The organism is Solibacillus sp. FSL K6-1781, assembly GCF_038630735.1.
GTDB classification, from domain to species: domain Bacteria; phylum Bacillota; class Bacilli; order Bacillales_A; family Planococcaceae; genus Solibacillus; species Solibacillus silvestris.
On sequence record NZ_CP152038.1, the window covers coordinates 39284 to 57500 of the forward strand.

At 37.9% G+C, this 18217-nt stretch carries 18 protein-coding genes, 1 tRNA gene and 1 other RNA gene (1 of these 20 only partly in view); 12 read left to right on the forward strand and 8 right to left on the reverse strand.

The features are described 5' to 3' along the window. Nucleotides 1–91: 91 nt before the first annotated feature. Nucleotides 92–712, forward strand: a complete 621-nt coding sequence (locus MHH37_RS00165; RefSeq protein WP_008408616.1) for an RraA family protein — start codon at nt 92–94, stop codon at nt 710–712. A 42-nt stretch (nt 713–754) separates the two neighbouring features. Here the strand turns inward: MHH37_RS00165 and MHH37_RS00170 are convergent, their stop codons facing one another. The 8 genes from MHH37_RS00170 to MHH37_RS00205 form a co-directional block, all read right to left on the reverse strand. Next, nucleotides 755–2020: a cation:dicarboxylase symporter family transporter gene (locus MHH37_RS00170; protein ID WP_342574538.1), complete on the reverse strand. Its 1266-nt coding sequence runs from the start codon at nt 2018–2020 to the stop codon at nt 755–757. Between the two features lie 83 nt (nt 2021–2103). Then, nucleotides 2104–2982, reverse strand: coding sequence for a response regulator (locus tag MHH37_RS00175; protein ID WP_008408620.1), 879 nt, complete (start codon nt 2980–2982; stop codon nt 2104–2106). Further along, nucleotides 2982–4244 carry an ATP-binding protein gene (locus MHH37_RS00180; protein ID WP_342574541.1) on the reverse strand — a complete coding sequence of 421 codons (1263 nt, stop codon included), beginning with the start codon at nt 4242–4244 and terminating at the stop codon, nt 2982–2984. The genes MHH37_RS00175 and MHH37_RS00180 overlap by 1 nt, the downstream gene beginning before the upstream one ends. Nucleotides 4245–4410: 166 nt before the next feature. After that, nucleotides 4411–4503: transfer RNA gene (locus MHH37_RS00185), tRNA-Ser, on the reverse strand. 145 nt (nt 4504–4648) lie between these two features. Beyond that, nucleotides 4649–5500: an alpha/beta hydrolase gene (locus tag MHH37_RS00190; RefSeq protein ID WP_014822320.1), complete on the reverse strand. Its 852-nt coding sequence runs from the start codon at nt 5498–5500 to the stop codon at nt 4649–4651. Nucleotides 5501–5584: 84 nt separating this feature from the next. Then, entirely contained in the window at nt 5585–6559 is a 975-nt protein-coding gene (locus MHH37_RS00195; RefSeq protein ID WP_008408626.1) for a catechol 2,3-dioxygenase, read from the reverse strand. A gap of 60 nt (nt 6560–6619) precedes the next feature. After that, a complete protein-coding gene (locus MHH37_RS00200; RefSeq protein WP_065216338.1) occupies nt 6620–7825 on the reverse strand; it encodes an acyl-CoA dehydrogenase family protein in 1206 nt (401 codons plus the stop codon). A 297-nt stretch (nt 7826–8122) separates the two neighbouring features. Further along, on the reverse strand, nt 8123–9949 hold the full coding sequence (locus MHH37_RS00205; protein ID WP_342574542.1) for a helix-turn-helix domain-containing protein: 1827 nt from the start codon (nt 9947–9949) through the stop codon (nt 8123–8125). 338 nt (nt 9950–10287) lie between these two features. Between MHH37_RS00205 and MHH37_RS00210 the strand changes: the two genes are divergently transcribed. The 11 genes from MHH37_RS00210 to MHH37_RS00260 all read left to right on the forward strand — a co-directional run. Continuing rightward, nucleotides 10288–11160: an acetaldehyde dehydrogenase (acetylating) gene (locus tag MHH37_RS00210; RefSeq protein WP_342574543.1), complete on the forward strand. Its 873-nt coding sequence runs from the start codon at nt 10288–10290 to the stop codon at nt 11158–11160. Nucleotides 11161–11175: 15 nt separating this feature from the next. Further along, nucleotides 11176–12177, forward strand: a complete 1002-nt coding sequence (dmpG, locus tag MHH37_RS00215) for a 4-hydroxy-2-oxovalerate aldolase (protein ID WP_340797542.1) — start codon at nt 11176–11178, stop codon at nt 12175–12177. Nucleotides 12178–12238: 61 nt separating this feature from the next. Then, nucleotides 12239–12709 carry a flavin reductase family protein gene (locus tag MHH37_RS00220; RefSeq protein WP_008408636.1) on the forward strand — a complete coding sequence of 157 codons (471 nt, stop codon included), beginning with the start codon at nt 12239–12241 and terminating at the stop codon, nt 12707–12709. Nucleotides 12710–12752: 43 nt separating this feature from the next. Continuing rightward, the gene (locus MHH37_RS00225) at nt 12753–13565 is read left to right on the forward strand and encodes an FAD synthetase family protein (protein ID WP_340797543.1); all 813 of its coding nucleotides are present in this window, start codon (nt 12753–12755) and stop codon (nt 13563–13565) included. 18 nt (nt 13566–13583) lie between these two features. Next, nucleotides 13584–14372 (forward strand): fumarylacetoacetate hydrolase family protein, encoded by a 789-nt coding sequence (locus MHH37_RS00230; protein WP_342574548.1) that lies wholly within the window; start codon nt 13584–13586, stop codon nt 14370–14372. A 117-nt stretch (nt 14373–14489) separates the two neighbouring features. Then, an RNA gene (ffs, locus tag MHH37_RS00235) (signal recognition particle sRNA large type) lies at nt 14490–14757 on the forward strand. Nucleotides 14758–15091: 334 nt separating this feature from the next. Further along, a complete protein-coding gene (gene dnaX / locus MHH37_RS00240; protein ID WP_340797545.1) occupies nt 15092–16843 on the forward strand; it encodes a DNA polymerase III subunit gamma/tau in 1752 nt (583 codons plus the stop codon). A gap of 25 nt (nt 16844–16868) precedes the next feature. Then, nucleotides 16869–17183: a YbaB/EbfC family nucleoid-associated protein gene (locus tag MHH37_RS00245; RefSeq protein WP_008408640.1), complete on the forward strand. Its 315-nt coding sequence runs from the start codon at nt 16869–16871 to the stop codon at nt 17181–17183. A gap of 70 nt (nt 17184–17253) precedes the next feature. After that, nucleotides 17254–17850, forward strand: a complete 597-nt coding sequence (gene recR / locus MHH37_RS00250; protein WP_008408641.1) for a recombination mediator RecR — start codon at nt 17254–17256, stop codon at nt 17848–17850. 16 nt (nt 17851–17866) lie between these two features. Further along, on the forward strand, nt 17867–18082 hold the full coding sequence (locus MHH37_RS00255; protein ID WP_008408642.1) for a YaaL family protein: 216 nt from the start codon (nt 17867–17869) through the stop codon (nt 18080–18082). A 63-nt stretch (nt 18083–18145) separates the two neighbouring features. Continuing rightward, nucleotides 18146–18217, forward strand: partial view of a pro-sigmaK processing inhibitor BofA family protein gene (locus tag MHH37_RS00260; protein ID WP_008408643.1) — the beginning only. It continues 198 nt past the right edge of the window; only the first 72 of its 270 coding nucleotides appear in the window; it begins with the start codon at nt 18146–18148; its stop codon lies off the right edge, out of view.

Below are 18217 nucleotides of genomic sequence, written 5' to 3' on the forward strand. Positions count from 1 at the left end.
AATATTGCGAACAATAAGTTGTACCGTTTATGCTAACAGTAATTACAAATTTTAATGATTTGTAACATTATAGCAAAAAGGGGATGGGAATATGACTTTATCAATGGTAGAACGCTTACGTGCATTACCAACGACGGCAATTTCCGATGCAACAGGGGGACATACGAATGTGGCATCAGCAATTAAACCGCTTGCCGAACACTTCAAAATTGCAGGGAAAGCGAGAACGGTCCGCCTGCCAGATGGGGAAAATGGTGCGGTACTTGAAGCAATTAGTCAGGCAGAAAAAGGGGAAATATTAGTCATCGATGCTAAAGGCAATACGAATCGTGCTGTAGCGGGTGACTTTGTTATGCAGCTAGCACAAGGTGTCGGTGTTCAAGGTTTTGTCGTGGACGGGGTTATTCGCGATATAGCAGCTGCAAAAGAAATCGATTTTCCGGTCTTTTCATTAGGTACAACAGTAGCAGCAGGCAATAAACATGGTGGCGGGACAGTAGGTATAGCTGTATCTGTAGGAAATGTCGCTGTTCAAACAGGTGATTATGTAATTGGTGATAGTGATGGGGTCGTTATTATCCCTCAGAAGGATATCGAGCAGATTATAGAGGCAGCGGAAGCTAAAGTAGCAAAAGATGAAGAGCGGGCACATGAAGCATTACATAATGGGGAAGCATCAATCCGCGCATATTTAGCAAAAGTAGTAAAATAAAAAATGGCGTAGTGAAATCGTTCACTACGCCATTTTCTAATTTTATTTTAAGTTCGCAGCTTGATACTCAGCAAATTGCTTCTCGTCGAAACGCTTTTCCCATTTCGCCATTACAAGTGCTGCCAATGTGTTACCTACTACGTTTACAGCTGTACGAGCCATATCTAAAATACGGTCAATACCTGCGATAAATGCTAAACCTTCAAGCGGAATACCTACAGTGCCTAATGTTGCAAGAAGTACCACGAAAGATACCCCTGGAACGCCGGCGATTCCTTTAGATGTTACCATTAATACAAGCATTAATGTAATCTGTTCCACAATTGAAAGGTCAATACCGTACATTTGCGCAATGAAGATTGCTGCAATCGCCTGGTAAAGTGTCGAACCGTCTAAGTTGAATGAGTAACCTGTTGGAATAACGAATGAAACGATATCCTTTGGTGCACCCATTTTTTCTGTTTTTAACATAATACGAGGTAATACTGTCTCTGATGAAGAAGTAGAGAATGCCAGTAAAAGCTCGTCCTTGATCATACGAATTAATTTGAAGATATTAATACCGAAAATACGTGCTGTAAGACCTAAAACAACGATTACGAAGAAAATCATTGTTGCATATACTAAAATCGCCAGTTTCCCTAATGGAATAAGGGATTCTACACCAAATTTGGAAACGGTTACACCGATAAGTGCAAATACGCCGACTGGTGCAAATTTCATTACTAAGTTTGTGACCCAGAACATGGCGTCTGCCGTACCTTGGAAGAATGCGAGCACTGGTTTTCCGCGTTCTCCAATTGCTGCTACACCTAAACCGAAAATTACAGAGAAGAAAATAATTGCAAGCATGTCGCCTTCTGCCATTGCATTTATAATGTTTTTAGGAACGATGTCTACAATAATTTGGAAAGTTCCTTTGTCCTCTTCAGCTTCCGTTGTTTCAACATATGAAGAAATATCAGATTTCTGTAATTCGTTCATATCGATACCAGCACCTGGTTGGAATAGGTTAGCTGCTAATAAACCAACAGCAATCGCGACTGTTGTGATAACTTCGAAGTAAATAAGTGTTTTACCGCCAAGTCGACCTAACTGTTTGATGTCACCAGTTCCGGCAACCCCAACAATCAGTGTCGAAATAATAATCGGTACTACGATCATCTTAATTAAGTTTAAGAAAATATCGCCAAGTGGCTGTAAGTATGATTGTACATTTTCGTTACCGAAGAACACAGCACCTACGATAACACCAAGTACAAGACCGATTAAAATTTGCGCGGCTAAACTAATTTTAAACTTTTTCAAATATAGTTCCCCCTAAAAATTTAGATTCAGGACTAGCCTAAAACTAATTTTATTAGATACATACAAAATCCGACAAAATCCGACTAATCAACTTTACTAATAATTTCTGAATACAATACTTGAATGAATTTTTTTATGTTTACTTTTGCTTTACGTTGATCATTATTCTCTATTTGATTCATTAAATAACGAATGTCCGTTAAATCAAAATAGCGGGGGGTATAGTATTCAAATTCAGAATTCGTGTAATCGACAATCCCTAAGTTCGCCAAGTTAATCATGGCAGCTAATATAGTCCGGCGTACACGTTGTTCAATTGCTTTACTCTCTTTTACAATTTCGTCTGGCGTATTTTTCGTCAGCATTGCAACACGTTCATATACTTCCTTTAATGGAGGAAGCGGTGCAATTTTATGCTTCTCGATTAATAGCTGTTCTATAATTTTAATAATATCTTCACTGCCAACTTCAGCAACAATTCCCATATCATTTAAGATGGACTGAATATGTTCTCGCGCCGTCTTTTTTGTATGTGTTACATCTGTAATATCAAAGTTTGTCAGGGACTGGCGAATAACTTGCAAAGAATTTCTTAATAAGTATTGCTCAGTTGTCCGTTTTAATACCATTTGTACTTCAACTTTATTGATAGGCTTATGAATGAAAAATTCAATTCCTTTCGAATAACTTTCAGCGACCATTTCCTTATTTACAACTTGTGAAATCATAATAAACTGGCCTTTAAAGCCATTTTGTTGTAGTCGTTCAATTGTTTCAATTCCATCCAATTTCGGCATGAGTAAATCGATTAAAACAAATTCCGGCTGCATCATTAAAATTTGGGGAATGGCATCCAGACCGTTTTTTGCCTCCCCAATGACAGCTCCGAGTTCACAGTCATTAATAATATTACTGAGCATCATCCGGCTTGCCCGGTCATCATCTACTATAAAATAACGCATTAGTCATTCTCCTTTTGAATGTTTTCTGTAGGGATTTGCACAACAAAGCAAGTCGAGGTATCACTTGTTACGTGAATATTCCCTTCAAGATTTTCAACAATTGTTTTTGTATGGGAAAGACCAATTCCTGTAGAACCTTGGCCCTGTTCATTAAACTTGGATGTATAGCCTGCATCAAAAATAATTGGAATGAGTGCCGGATCAATACCAACTCCATTATCTTCTACGATAAAGGAAGTCATATCCTGTTCGGCTACAACATTCAAAGTAATAAATCCGCTTACTTCAATTGCCTCCACAGCATTTGCCATTAGGTTATTTAAAATAGCAAATAGTGCAATGTGGTTTTTTGTTTGATAATCATCTGGACAAATAAGAGTAATGGAAATCGATTTATTTAAATAGGCGGCATAATTTTCATTAGCCTCAATAATAAAACTTAGTAACTCAGACAACAGAAAATTTGACGGGTAGTTTCTCTTTGTTATTTTAGAGAGTCCGGCATGAATCCGTTCATTATCTTTTTTTACTTCATGGATTTCCTGGGCAATATGTAAAGCTTCAGAAGCTAGCTGCTCTTCATTTGTTTTCAGTTTTTTGTAAAGCTGATAACTGTTTGCTGTTAGCTGTTCGATTTGGGTCATCGTTTTTTGAAGATACAATGCTTCTACATATAGTTCCGAATGAATCGTCATGAGCTGTTTTAGCTGTTTCTTCTGTTCTGACATTGTTATCATGCTGTAAATGCCGACAACAAAAAAGCTGCGTAACAATCCAACGAGGATGAACAGTAGAAAAGAAGTAAATGTTTCCTGATCAGAAACAAGCAGAATATCCGTTAATACATGTTCGATCGTGTTGGAGAGTACTTCAAATGCTGTTGCTAATAAACCGAGCATAAGCGGCTGTTTTTTTAATTCGTCCAGTGGAATTAATTTAAAACATAGTGCAAAGACTGTATAAAAAGCGCCTGCCGGCAAATGTTCAACAATATGAGTAACGAAGCTTTGTCCATAAATAAAAATATCCAGTAACGACCGACCGACAATGACGATCAGTGCAGTCAATAAACCTGTAGATACAATCGGTAATGGACGGATCAGTAAGGCGAAAAAGAAAATAATGCTCCCTAATCCGAAACGAAAAGGTCCCTCTTCAAACGGAATTATTTTAATTTCGCCACCAATAGCGGTCAATAAGCCGACAAGTAGCATAAATAAGAAAAGTTTCATTGTTTTAATATGTGGCTGAGTCGATTCCAATTTTAATATACCGCCCTTTACATACATGACATAGTACTTAATTGTACAAGAAAGTCGTCTACAAATACAAAAAAGTACTATTTCCAATGAATTGAAATAGTACTTTAAAGTGAATTTTGCAATAAAAAAAACCGCTTAACTAATGTAGCGGATGAAAGTTCAAAAATGGAGGAGGTAGAGGGATTCGAACCCCCGCGCGGTGTTACCCGCCTGTCGGTTTTCAAGACCGATCCCTTCAGCCAGACTTGGGTATACCTCCAAAATATAAGATGTCTTTTCGACAAAGATTAATTTACCACGAAATGAGATTTGCGTCAATAATTTTTTCGGGAAAATTATAAGCTGATTAAATAGAGAAAACGAGATATCCAAATTTATAGAGGATGTCTCGTTTTACTATTGATTTATTTTTTTGAGGCATAAACTTTATTGGATGAATTTTTTAAAAAGCTTAAAATATTTTCAATGAATGGTTCTGTTTTTTCGATTTGAGTCCAGTGCCCACATTCATTAAATACATGTAGTTGTGCGTGAGGTAGTAATTGAATTAATCGATAGCTTGTTTCTTCGATTGGAATCACTTGGTCATTCAGGCCATGGAAAATTAATGTTTCAATCTCAATTTGCTTAATCTGCTCATCTTCTAAAGCCATTTCATCTAACATTTTTTGACGCGGTTCCGGGAACATTGCCGAGAACGCATCTCTTACATCAGGGCGCATGCTCGCTTCATAGCGCATGCGAACAAGTTCCTCATTATTTGCAGCTGCTTGATCGTACGAGAACAATTTAATAAGCTCTTTCATTGTTTCTAAACTTGGTTCATAGCCCCACACACGGTCTAGACCATCAGAAATTGGATGCTTTGTGCCAACACTACCCATTAAGATTAATTTTTTTACTAAATCTGGTCTGCGATATGCGATATGAAGAGACAATGCACCACCAAATGAATTACCAACTAAATAAACGGGTTCATCAGCAACCTTTTCAATAAAGCCAATTAAGTGCTCCACCCATAGCTCAATATTGTAATTATGGTCTGCTAATTTATCTGTTTCACCAAAACCGATAACATCTGGCGCTAAAACTCTATACGATTCACTAAGACGAGGGATAACTAAACGCCAGTTTGCAAGTGCAGACACACCAGGTCCTGATCCATGTATTAAAATGATTGTTTCACTTCCAGTACCTTCTTCATGATAGTGTGTGTTAACACCATTGATATTTAAATAGTTTGAACTAATGTTCAATTCAGCCACTCCTTTTTTGTTAATTGTATTGAGAATTAATTAGAAAGAAGAAAACAAGTTCCATCTTTCTAATAAGTTATATTTCTAAGGTTTAACAAGTTCTCCAGATTTAATAGGAGTACCATATTGGAAGAATTCCTGCGGTAAGGTAGAACCATGCCAAATAATAGACTTTTCTAAATCTTTACCTTTCCATTCCACAGTTCTCCAAGAAGGATCAAAAATTTGATAGCCTGGGTCACCGAATAATTCTACACGGTTTCCACCTGGTTCCATTACATACAAGAATGCAGCTTGAGTTACGCCATGCTTACCTGGACCGGCTTCAATATTATAGCCAGCTTCAATTAATAGGTCTGCAACATCTGATAAATGCTGAGGGAATCCGTACCAATAGCAAATATGGTGCAGGCGACCTGATTCACCTAATGCATCGCCCATAATTGCAATGTCATGTACTAAATTACTTACACTTAACCATGCAGCTATGGAAGAATCGTCGTCCGCTACGATGCGTTCACGTAAGTTAAAACCAAGCACCTCTTTTAAGAACTCAACGTTTTTGTCAGTATCGCTTGCTAATAAGTTGATATGGTCTAAGCGACGAACCGGCACACCGCGATTTGGACGTTTTTGCGGGCGATTTAATAATGGTGTTTTTTGGTCTTCAGGGGCTTCATAATACTCAACATCCCATAGAAGCTCAATTTTATGACCGTCTGGAGTTGTAAATTGGTATGCACGACCGTGACCGACATCTCCTTCAATCCAACCAATCCCATATCCAGTTTTTTCGATTTCAGCTACACGGCGCTCTAATGCTTGAGCAGAAGTAGCTCTTAAAGCAATATGACCTAAACCAGCTTCATCATTTTCTGTAATGATTAACGTGTTATGGTAATGATCCTCGTAAGCACGCATATAAACTGAGTTACCTCGACGACCTACTTCATCCATACCAAGAATATTTTTGAAGAATTCTACTGATTCCTCTAATTTAGGGCTGTAAATTTCAAAGTGTGCAAGTTGTGCAACGTCAAACATAGGCTCTTTTGTCATATTAAATTCCTCCACTTTTCATAAGTTTATTTTTTTATAGTAAAATTCATAGTTTTGAATTTACCAAGTCGGATGTCCTTTGAATCCAAGAATTGCGCTTCCGTATCCGGCCATTGCATCTTCGTATTGATGTGTTGGGTGAGCAGCAACGGTAAGAATATCTCGAACAAATCTTTCTGTTCCATCACTCTTGTAGACTGAGTTACCACCAAGCGTGATTAAAATACGAGTGGCCATTTCTGCAGAAGTTTTTGCAATATAGCCGCGAATTGCAAATAACTGTTCGCGTTCTTCCTCATCTAAAACGCGGATACCCTCATCCTGGTAACGGTGTAAGCGATCTGCATAATCTTTTGCTAAAGCTTTTAAAGCAGTTAGTTGTATATTTAATTCTGCAAGTGTCCGCTGTGCCGTACCTGCATTTTTTTCATTTGTATTATTGTTGAAAATACGAACACGATGTTCTGTTTTTTCTTTAAAGTTTCGTATTAAGCGTTCCACACCACCAATTGCTACATGTGAGAAACCAGCTAAGAAGAATGCAAGATAGGGAACATTGAAAATTTGGTAATCCGGTTCGTAATTACCGTCCGGTGCAGTTGCCCCATTCACTACTCGAGTTACCGGAAAAACATAATTTGCTGGAACGTAGACATTATCTAACTTTACAGCGTTGCTGCCTGTTCCCCGTAAACCTAGGGAATCCCAGTTTTCAACAATTTCAAAATCTTTTTTATGGACAATAAACAGGCCAAATTCTGGTTCTGTCCCATCGTGCAATTGATGAATAGCGCCTAGTGCAACCCAGTCGCAGTAAGGAATGCCGCTGCAGAAGTTCCATGTTCCTGATATACGATATCCTTCACCATCATTTACGACCTTACCAATCGGAGCAAATACATCGGCCATTAATTCCCCAGTGCCGAATAGCTCTTCCCGACCTTGTTTGTCTAAAAAAGCTGGCCAAGTTTCATGAATAATAGCAAAGTATGTTAACCATGCTGCTGAAACATTATAGTTCGCTACAGTTCGGATAATATCCCCAAATGTATAGTAGTCTAAATCTTGCCCACCATATGCTTTTGGTCTAAGTAACTTGTGGAAGCCGGCTTCTTTTACCTTTTCCATGACTTCATCCGGTAATTTTCTATCAAAATCAGTTTGATCTGCATATTTCTCTGCTAACTCACCTACTTCTTTTGCCTTTTGGAGTAGTTCTTCACGATTCAATGTCTTTTCAAGAAGTGCCAAAGAATTAATTGTCATATAAATCCTCCTTTTTGATTTGTAAGCGTTATCACAGCATCTTGTCGTACTGGTTATCTATTATTATAATTATCTGAATTTATTGAGATAGCTATTTAAAATACGGAAAAACGCTTTTTTTTAGAATATTTAGACTAAATGCGTTTTATTGGGGTTGGGGGAATGAGTAATAATAGTTATTTAACGCTCTATTCATGCTGTTAATATTCTTTACTGATTTTTTAAAAAAAGCCTTAGAAAGTAAAAAATGCTACTTTCTAAGGCTTTAAGAACTTTTAAATTAATTGTAAGGGGACTTTAAAATATAATTTGGTTTTTAACTTTTAATACTTTTAATGCCATATAGACAGAGAAAAGGCGCTTTGTATCATCTAAGCCAATATTTAAAATTTCGCTGATTTTAGATAAGCGGTACCTTAATCCACTAATAGACATGGAAAGAGCTTTCGCTGTTTTATTGATATTAATGCCATTCTCAATATAGGTATAAATCGTTTTTGTTAAATCGTAATCTTTGTCTATCTCCAATAATTTACCTAATTGTTGCATTACAAAGCGATCGATTAGAACCTCGTCTTTAATTTGGAAAAGTACGCCTTCAATTTCCAGATCTTCATAGAAACAAATATGCTTTTCTGGGTTTTTTGCCTTTAACGCTGCCAATGTCTCGTTGTATAAAATATTGATTTGGCTCAAATCTTCTATAACCGTACTTGCTCCTATATAAAATTCGTAACTTTTAAAACGACGTAAGCAGTATTTTAGTAACTGGTTTATAAATGTGTGGGGCACTGTATTTAACCTTTTAAATGTTGGATATTCAATTAAGATAATGAGTTTATCGGTCTTTTGCGAGACAAGGGCATTAATATTTCTTTCATTTAAAAATAGGATAATTTGTCTGATCAACTCTTCGTTTACTTCTATTTCATCACTGATATTAGAATGATTTAATGTTCTTTCTAATGTAAGCAACCAATACGATTCAGTAGGTGGAAAATTGAGGTAATGAGCAATTTTATAAATTTCATCTTGCTCTAATTTACCATCCAATACATCGCTTAAAAAACTTCGCTTTATATTCTGTTCCGTACCAATTTTAATATTTTCATTTAGTAAAATGACAGATGCTGTTAAAGCAGTTTTGTCGATAATCATGTATTCTAATTCCGTTGGGTTTTTCCCCGTCTGATATATAAATGAACAATAACCTTTAATTTGCTCTTCAAAATAAATAGGGGTTCTAAGTATTCCCAGTTCAGGTGTAATAGTTATAAATTCAGTAGTATCAATTTCAATTTTTTCCAACTCAAAATCGATCATGACATCTGCTGATTTTATAATTACTTCATTCGTCTCGTTTTCAATGAATATTGGTAAACCGGTTGATTCATTTAATAGATTGACGATTTTTTGGAGCCCTTGCTTTGATAAAAGTGCATGGGTTAATTTTCGTTGAACTTCATTTGCTTGTTTTAAATAATCACGCTCTATTTTCAGTTTTGCTGTTATTTCGTCTAGCTCTTGAATTATGCTAGTTGACTGGTAATAGCTGTATTCGTGTTCTTGATGACCCCATTCTTCGAGAGGCATGCAAATTACTTTACATTGCTCATACCCCATTGCACGACACTCCACCTCTTTTACAAGAATGGTCTTTTCTAATACCGTGGATAAATAGCCACTTGCATAACCACATAGTGTATGGCAAATTGGACGATCACTTAAGTTCCCATCTGCCAAAAACTCATCGGCCTCAAAAGAATTCTCCCAAATAACGTCTATTTTTTTTAAATAATTCTTCTCATCATAATGAATGTCAGATACGCTTACTCGATCAACATAGCCGTGTAACATATGAAATTTTGTACCGCCTAAAATCAATTCCAGCTCATCCTCGTAGTGGTATAACTTTGCTTTTCTAGCATCGCTAACACCACAATGCCAACCATATCGAACAAAAACGCCTTTCGAGCGATCTTCTCCTATAATTGACAGTAGTTCTTTTTTTAATGCTGTTCTTGCAGTAGTTGGAATTGTTATCATTCGATCATAAAATGCTGTTAAAGCCTCATCTTTAGGTAAATGAAATACATCATTTAAATTTTTTTGCTTTAAATTCATAATGATCCCCCTGGCTTAATTAAGTTTTTTAAACGATTTACGCTAAAAAAATTCAGAATTAGCTATTTAATGTGTGAATATTCTTTCTTTTCGCTATGCTATCATTTATTTGTGAAGTTCTAAACGTTGAGTTTTTTGGACCTAGGGGATTTATGTATTGAAAGTTTTAACCTGTAAAGTGTGGAAACTAATTTTCCAGAATTGTTTCCATTTCAAATTTTTGAATATTTAAAATAATATCATCTATTAAAAGGCACGTAAATGCTACTTTCAACTTAAATTTGAGAGCGTTTACAAATGATATGTCTTAATAGTTTTGACAAAAGGAGGATTAATGAATGTCAAATTTAAAAGTTGCTATTTTAGGCTCAGGTAATATCGGTACGGATTTAATGAAAAAAATAATGCGTTCATCCAACTTAGAATTAGTAGCAGTAATTGGTATTGATCCAGAATCAGATGGTTTACGCAAAGCGCGTGAAGCTGGATTTCAAACCTTTCACACAGGGTTAGACGGATTTTTGGATGCCGGTGTGCAAGTTGATGCTGTATTCGATGCGACAAGCGCCTATACACATATAAAGCATGCTGAACAATTACGGGCACGTAACATCCGTGCCATTGACTTAACTCCTGCAGCAATTGGTCCGCTAATTGTACCTACTGTTAACCTTCATGCTCATCCAAATGCAGACAATGTAAATATGGTGACATGTGGAGGGCAAGCGACAATACCGATTATTCATGCAGTTTCCAAATTATATAATGTCGAGTATGCCGAAATCGTGGCAACTATTGCAAGTAAAAGTGCGGGTCCTGCAACTCGTTCAAACATCGATGAATTTATAGCGACAACTTCGCGGGCAATCGAGCTTGTAGGTGGTGCTAGGAAAGGAAGAACCGTTCTGATTTTAAACCCTGCGGAACCGCCGATTATGATGAATGACACCATTCATTTATTAGTGGATCGACCTGTAGAGGAAGATACTCTTTATGAAGCGCTAGTTCAAGCGGAACAAGCCGTTCAGCAGTATGTTCCCGGCTATCGTCTTAAGTCTCGCCCATTTGTGGAGGGGAATCGAATTTCAGTATTTTTAGAAGTTGCGGGTGCTGCAGACTACCTACCTGCTTTTGCTGGAAACTTAGATATTATTACAGCGGCATCGATTAAAATTGCCGAGGAATGGGCGAAGTCAAAAGCATTATTATAACGGGAGGGATTACTGATGAAACGAGATGTCATACTAACAGAGGTCGCTTTAAGAGATGGCAGTCATGCGATGCGTCACCAATTCACAGAAGCCCAGGTGCGTGCTGCAGTTGCTGGTTTAGATGCAGCAAATATACCTTATATCGAAGTTGCACATGGTGATGGATTAGGTGGCTCAACGATTCAATATGGCCGCTCTTTAACAGATGAATTCAAATTAATTGAAGCGGCAGTAGAAACAGCAAAGCATGCAAAAATTGCGGTGTTATCATTACCTGGTATTGCAACGAAGCCAGATATTAAGCGAGCAGCCGATTTAGGTGTTTCGATGGTACGTGTAGCAACACATGTCACAGAGGCGGATGTATCTTTAAAACATCTTGCTTATGCGAAAGAGTTAGGCTTGGAAACAGTGGGGTTTTTAATGATGTCGCATATGGCAGAGCCAAGGGAAATTGTAGAACAGGCAAAAATTATGGTAAATGGCGGAGCAGATGTCATTTATATTGTAGATTCTGCGGGTGCTTTATTACCAAATCAAGTAATGGATCGCGTACAGGCGTTAAAACAGGAAATTGCTGTCCCGATAGGATTCCACGCGCATAATAATTTATCTTTAGCTGTTGCAAATTCATTGGCAGCAATTGAAGCCGGTGCTGAACGTATTGATGGTAGTATTCGTTGCTTAGGTGCGGGTGCCGGTAATACGCAAACAGAAGTTTTTGTTAGCGTACTAGATAAAATGGCCATTCAAACAGGGGTGGACCTTTATAAAATAATGGATGTTGCAGAGGAAATCATTGCGCCTATTTTACCGCAACCACAAGAGATTACGAGAGGCAGTCTTGTACTTGGTTATGCTGGAGTGTATTCAAGTTTCTTATTACATGCCCAAAAAGCAGCCGAAAAGTTCGGTGTTGATTCACGGGATATTTTAATGGAAATCGGTAGACGGAAAGCTGTAGGTGGACAGGAAGATATGATTTTGGAAGTTGCAGCAGAGTTACAGAAAGCTTAATTAGAAGTTGGAAATTATATTCAAATATACAATCTTAAATTTAAATGAGGAGGTTACAAAAATGGATGATCGTTTATTTAGAGATGCAATGGGGAAGTTTGCGACAGGTGTTACAGTAATTCTAACAGAAACAGAGGGTGAGCCACATGGTATGACAGCTAATGCTTTCATGTCTGTCTCACTTACACCGAAATTAGTTGTTATTTCAATTAAGGAAAATGCACGTATGCTTGCTAAGATTCAAGATTCAAAGAAATTTTCTGTTAACATTTTGGCAGAAAATCAAGAAGATATTTCAAAAATCTTTGCTGGGCAAATTAAAGACCAGCAAGTTTCATTTGAACGTTTAGCAGATGTTCCTGTTATTCCAGGAGCATTAGCACAAGTTTCGTGCGAGGTATCAGCTGAGTATATTGAAGGTGATCATACATTATTTATCGGTAAGGTAAATGATATTACGATTACAGATGGCGATCCATTGCTATACTTTGCAGGTAAATATCGTAATTTAAGTACATTAGTAGAGGCTTAATCTATTAAAAATAAACTTAGATTGTAGAAAGGTAGGTTGTTGGATGAAGACGCATTTTATTAATAGTCAAAATTTGCACTTGATTCAAAAACAGGCAACTTCTTGCGTAATGGCACTCGGTTATTTTGATGGGATCCACCTTGGACATCAGCAAGTGATAAAGACAGCTCGTGAAGAAGCGAATAAGCGCGGACTACCATTAGCAGTAATGAGTTTTCGTCCACATCCTATCAATGTTTTATCTAAGGGGCAAAGCATAGTACCGCACTTAACAACTCCTTGTGAAAAAGAAAAACGGCTTAAACAGCTTGGTGTTGATTTATTTTATCTGGTGGATTTTACATTGGCGTTTGCTGCGCTCACATCTAGTCAATTTGTAGAAGATTATTTAATGAAACTTGATGTTGTCCATGCAGTAGCAGGATTTGATTTTTCCTACGGTGTGAAGGGTGTAGCTAAACTCTCGCAAATAGTGGCTGATTCCAATGGGGAAATCACGGTTACGAAAGTAGAATGCATTGATTATGATGGTGAAAAAATCAGCTCAAGTGCGATTCGTCAACGTTTACTTGCGGCCGCTGTTCATGAAATCCCACACTTCTTAGGAGATCACTTTAATTCCAAGGTGCATTGGGACGGTAATAAATTTCAGCAAATTGAAAAGACAATGTTGCCATCTGCAGGTATTTATAAAGTGATTTTAGAACTGCCGAATAAACAATTAAGAACATATATTTCAATTGATGCAGCAGGTCAAATCCAACGAATGGAACGGCAAAGACGTCTGCCAAAGGGGATTTTTTCTATTCACTGGTTGCAGCAAGTTGAAAAGGCGGTTCCATCAAAAGCAATTTAAATGAAAGGAGTAGTGAATATGACAGAGGGATTGATGTCAAAAGCTATAGAATTATTAGATAGGGCTTATGAAAAGCATACTTCCGTTTCAGAACCTCTTTCTATATTAAACCCTATGATGACAATTGATGAGGCTTATGCCATTCAGATTCAGAGAGTTGAAGCAGCTACAAGCAAGGGTGAAGTGATTTCAGGGAAAAAAATTGGCTTAACATCTTTAGCAATGCAAAATTTACTAGGAGTGGACCAGCCAGACTATGGGCACCTTTTTCACTCAATGGAAGTTCCGAATGAAGGCATCGTTTCACTTAGTAAACTGTTTCAACCAAAAATTGAGGGTGAAATTGCCTTTGTACTAAAAAAAGATTTAGTAGGACCAAATGTTACAGTTGAGGATGTTTTAGATGCGACAGATTATGTAATAGCGGCCATTGAAATTGTAGATAGCCGAATTAAAGATTGGAAAATAAGTCTTGTAGATACAGTAGCGGATAATGCATCATGCGGATTATATGTACTAGGGTCAAAGAAAGTTAATGTGAACGATATTGATTTAAAAGCAATTCATATGGAACTTATAAAAAACAATGAAGTAATTAATGAAGGAAAAGGGACGGATGTATTAGGGGATCCAGCATTCTGTGTTGCTTGGTTAGCGAATAAATTACATGAATACAACGTTACATTAAAATCTGGTGAAGTCATTTTATCTGGGGCTTTATCTTCTGCTGTTGTAGCAGAGCCTGGTGACAAATTTACAGCATCATTTAATACGCTTGGTGAAGTGAAAGTCCAATTTATCAAGTGAAAGTGATGATGTGAAATATTAAAAGGACATTCTAGAGTATAGTTCTGCTAGCGTTGGGAAAATTTAATTGAAGCAATTCATTGCAATTTAATAGCTTGCTTAGTATACTAATACTTGCCGTGCTAGATGGGGAGGTAGCGGTGCCCTGTAACTTGCAATCCGCTCTAGCAAGATTGAATTCCTTTTCTGAGGCTGTCCGTATTGTTTGGTCTGCCTTTTGCACGTAGTGTTGACGGTTGGGTCCTGCGCAATAAGTACCCATGAACCATGTCAGGTCCGGAAGGAAGCAGCATTAAGTGGTATCACTTATGTGCCGCGGGGTAGCCTAACCCGAGCTGGCGACAAGAGTAACGCTTATGTGCGGCAGTCGAAGAAAGGTGCACGGTATTAAATTACCATTTCAAACGCATCCATCATTTATTGGTGGGTGCGTTTTTTATATGAAAAAGAGAGTTTATCTCATTCGGCGAGCTTTTAAAGAGCCCGCCGAATGAAGATAAACACCTGGCGGATGTCACAGATTTTTTAAGGGAATAGAAGTCAGTCTAATAACGTCGCATCATGTGACAACGGCTGACTGACCCACATCCTGTGGGTCTGAAAAATCTCCACTTAATTACGCCGAGGCATAATTTATTCATCTTATTTCAAAAGAGTTTATATTTACTTTATGCTATACTGAATGTATGTATTTTTAAATGGAAGGGAGAGGGGAAAGGTTGACATATCAAGCGTTTTATCGTGTTTATAGACCCCAGTCATTTAGAGAAATGTCAGGTCAGACACATGTAAAGAGGACCCTTCAAAATGCTCTCCTCGCAAGTAAGACAACACATGCTTATTTATTTTCCGGTCCTCGAGGAACAGGGAAAACGAGTACAGCTAAAATTTTCGCGAAAGCATTGAATTGTGAAAATGCCCCGGCAAGTGAGCCATGCAATGAATGCCCTACATGTCTAAGTATTACTGAAGGTTCACATACAGATGTAATCGAATTTGATGCTGCTTCCAATTCAAGAGTGGAAGAAATGCGTGATATTATCGAAAAAGTCCGTTTTGCCCCGGCAAATGCGCGTTTCAAAGTGTACATTATAGATGAGGTGCATATGCTTTCTACGAGTGCATTTAATGCATTATTAAAAACACTTGAGGAACCACCTGAACATGCGGTATTTATTTTAGCGACAACTGAGCCTCACAAGCTACCAGCAACAATTATTTCCCGTTGTCAGCGATTTGATTTTAAACGACTTTCTTCTATAGATATAGTAGAGCGTATGAAGGTTGTATTGGAAGATATCGGTATGGGTTATGATGAGCAGGCGCTTAAGGCAATTGCTCAAGCTGCAGCAGGAGGTATGCGTGATGCATTAAGTTTACTTGATCAGGTTGTTTCATTTAGTAATGAGCATGTCCAATTGGACGATGTACTTCTTGTAACAGGTTCTGTAAGCCAGGATGCATTTTACGATATTGCGATTTCACTACAGCAAAAGGATGTTGCCCAAGTATTAGGCAGTGTCGAAAATTTAATTGCGGATGGGAAAGAACCATTACGCCTTGCAGAAGACTTTATTACATTTTTCCGGGATCTGCTTCTATTAAAGACGGATGGTACGTTAGAGGAATTATTGGAGTTTATTTCACCGGATGAAAAGTTTCTGTCATTAGCGGAACAGTTTGAAGCTAATACACTTTACGGCTTTATTGATATTTTAGCGAAGACCCAGCAGGAAATGCGCTTTTCGCATCATACGAAAATATATTTAGAAACTGCCCTTTTAAAAATGGCACAATATAAAGCTTCACCACAAGGGGCCGCTGCAGTCGATCCGGCTATTGAAGGTAAGGTAGCGTCACTTGAAAGCAGGTTAGGGCAACTGTCTCAACAGCTTGAAAGTGGTGGAGGGGGAGCACCTGTTCAACAAAAAGAACAGGCCCGACAGCGAGTACGTCCGCAGGGGAATCAATACAATGCCCCGACTGGCCGTATTCAGGAAGTACTAAAAACTGCAACAAAGCCAGACCTGCAAAAAGTGAAATCTGCATGGGCAGGCGGTTTAGCAAGCTTACAAAAATCACATGCAGCTTTATTGGCGGATGCAGAGCCTGTAGCCGCAAATGCAAGTGCTTTTGTGATAAAATTCAAGTATGATATACATTGTCAAATGGTAGCTGACAACAATGCACTTGTTTCGTTGTTTACACAGCAGATTGCTTCGGAAGTAGGGATTCAATATGAACTTTTATGTATCCCGGAGCCGGCTTGGATTCGTCTGCGTGAAAACTTTATAAATGAAAATGGCTTAAATCAAAAGAAATCACCATCGGATGATATGAATGCGGTGGAAGATTTAATAGAGGAGCCCCATTTCCTTGACGATGTTCAAGTAATGGAAGCGCAAGATCCGCTTATTACAGAAGCTGAAAAACGTTTTGGAAAAGACTTTGTTGAAGTTATCGAAGAGTAAATACACATTTTAAGGAGGAAATAAGATGCGTGGTATGGGTAATATGCAAGGCATGATGAAAAAAATGCAAAAGATGCAAAAAGAAATGATGGAAGCACAAGAAGCTTTAAATGCACAGTTATTCGAAGGTGCAGCAGGTGGCGGTATGGTGAAGGTAGTAATGAACGGCCAACGTCAAATGCTTGAAGTGAATTTAGATGAGTCTGTAGTAGATCCGGAAGATATCGAAATGCTGCAAGATTTAATCGTTATTGCAACAAACGAAGCACTGAAAAAAGTTGAAGAAACAACAAATTCTACAATGGGCAAATTTACACAAGGAATGAACCTTCCTTTCTAATTTGAATCAAGTAGAACGTAGCGCACATCTCAAGCATTGGGATGTGCCTTTTTAAAGGAGGGGGAACAGGATGCATTATCCAGAGCCGATATCTCGATTAATAGACAGCTTTATGAAACTGCCGGGCATTGGTCCGAAAACAGCAGCTCGACTGGCATTTCACGTACTAACAATGAAGGAAGATACTGTATCGACATTTGCGAAAGCGCTTGTCGATGCAAAACGTAATTTAATGTATTGCTCACAATGTGGTCATATAACAGATATCGACCCTTGCCATATTTGTTCGGATAAACAACGTGATGTTTCAACAATTTGTGTTGTGCAGGATCCGAAAGATGTAATAGCTATGGAGAAGATGCGTGACTATCAAGGTCTCTATCATGTGTTACACGGTGCAATTTCACCTATGGACGGTGTAGGACCTGAAGATATTAATGTAGCTTCGCTATTGGGTCGCTTACATGACGAGCGTGTACAAGAGTTAATTTTAGCGACGAACCCGACAATAGAAGGGGAAGCAACGGCAATGTATATTTCGCGCCTTGTTAAACCATCAGGAATTCGCACTACACGTATCGCACACGGATTACCTGTTGGCGGAGATTTAGAATATGCAGATGAAGTAACATTATCGAAAGCGCTGGAAGGTAGACGCGAGTTGTAATCTAGGAGGAAGCCCCATGTTATTTTCTCGGAAAGGGAAACTCAAAAAAGAATTTGATGACAAACTAGTTTCTTCTATTAAAGAGACTAAAGAAGCTTTACAAAGTGCGAAGGTAATTGAAGAGTTGACCGCCGATTATAACTTAAATGTAATTGCCGAACGAAAAAGAGCCGAGAGCATACATTACTACTTATATAAAGAAGCACGTGTACGTCATGTGCTAATTAAATAATTTTTTAGAAATAAGAAGCGAAGCAGTTGCATATGTTACCACTAAATAAAAAAGGATGGTGCTATGCAATACATAGTTTTAGCTATGGTCTGTTTTGTTGTCTTGTTTCTTTTTTTATTAAACAAAAACGCAAGA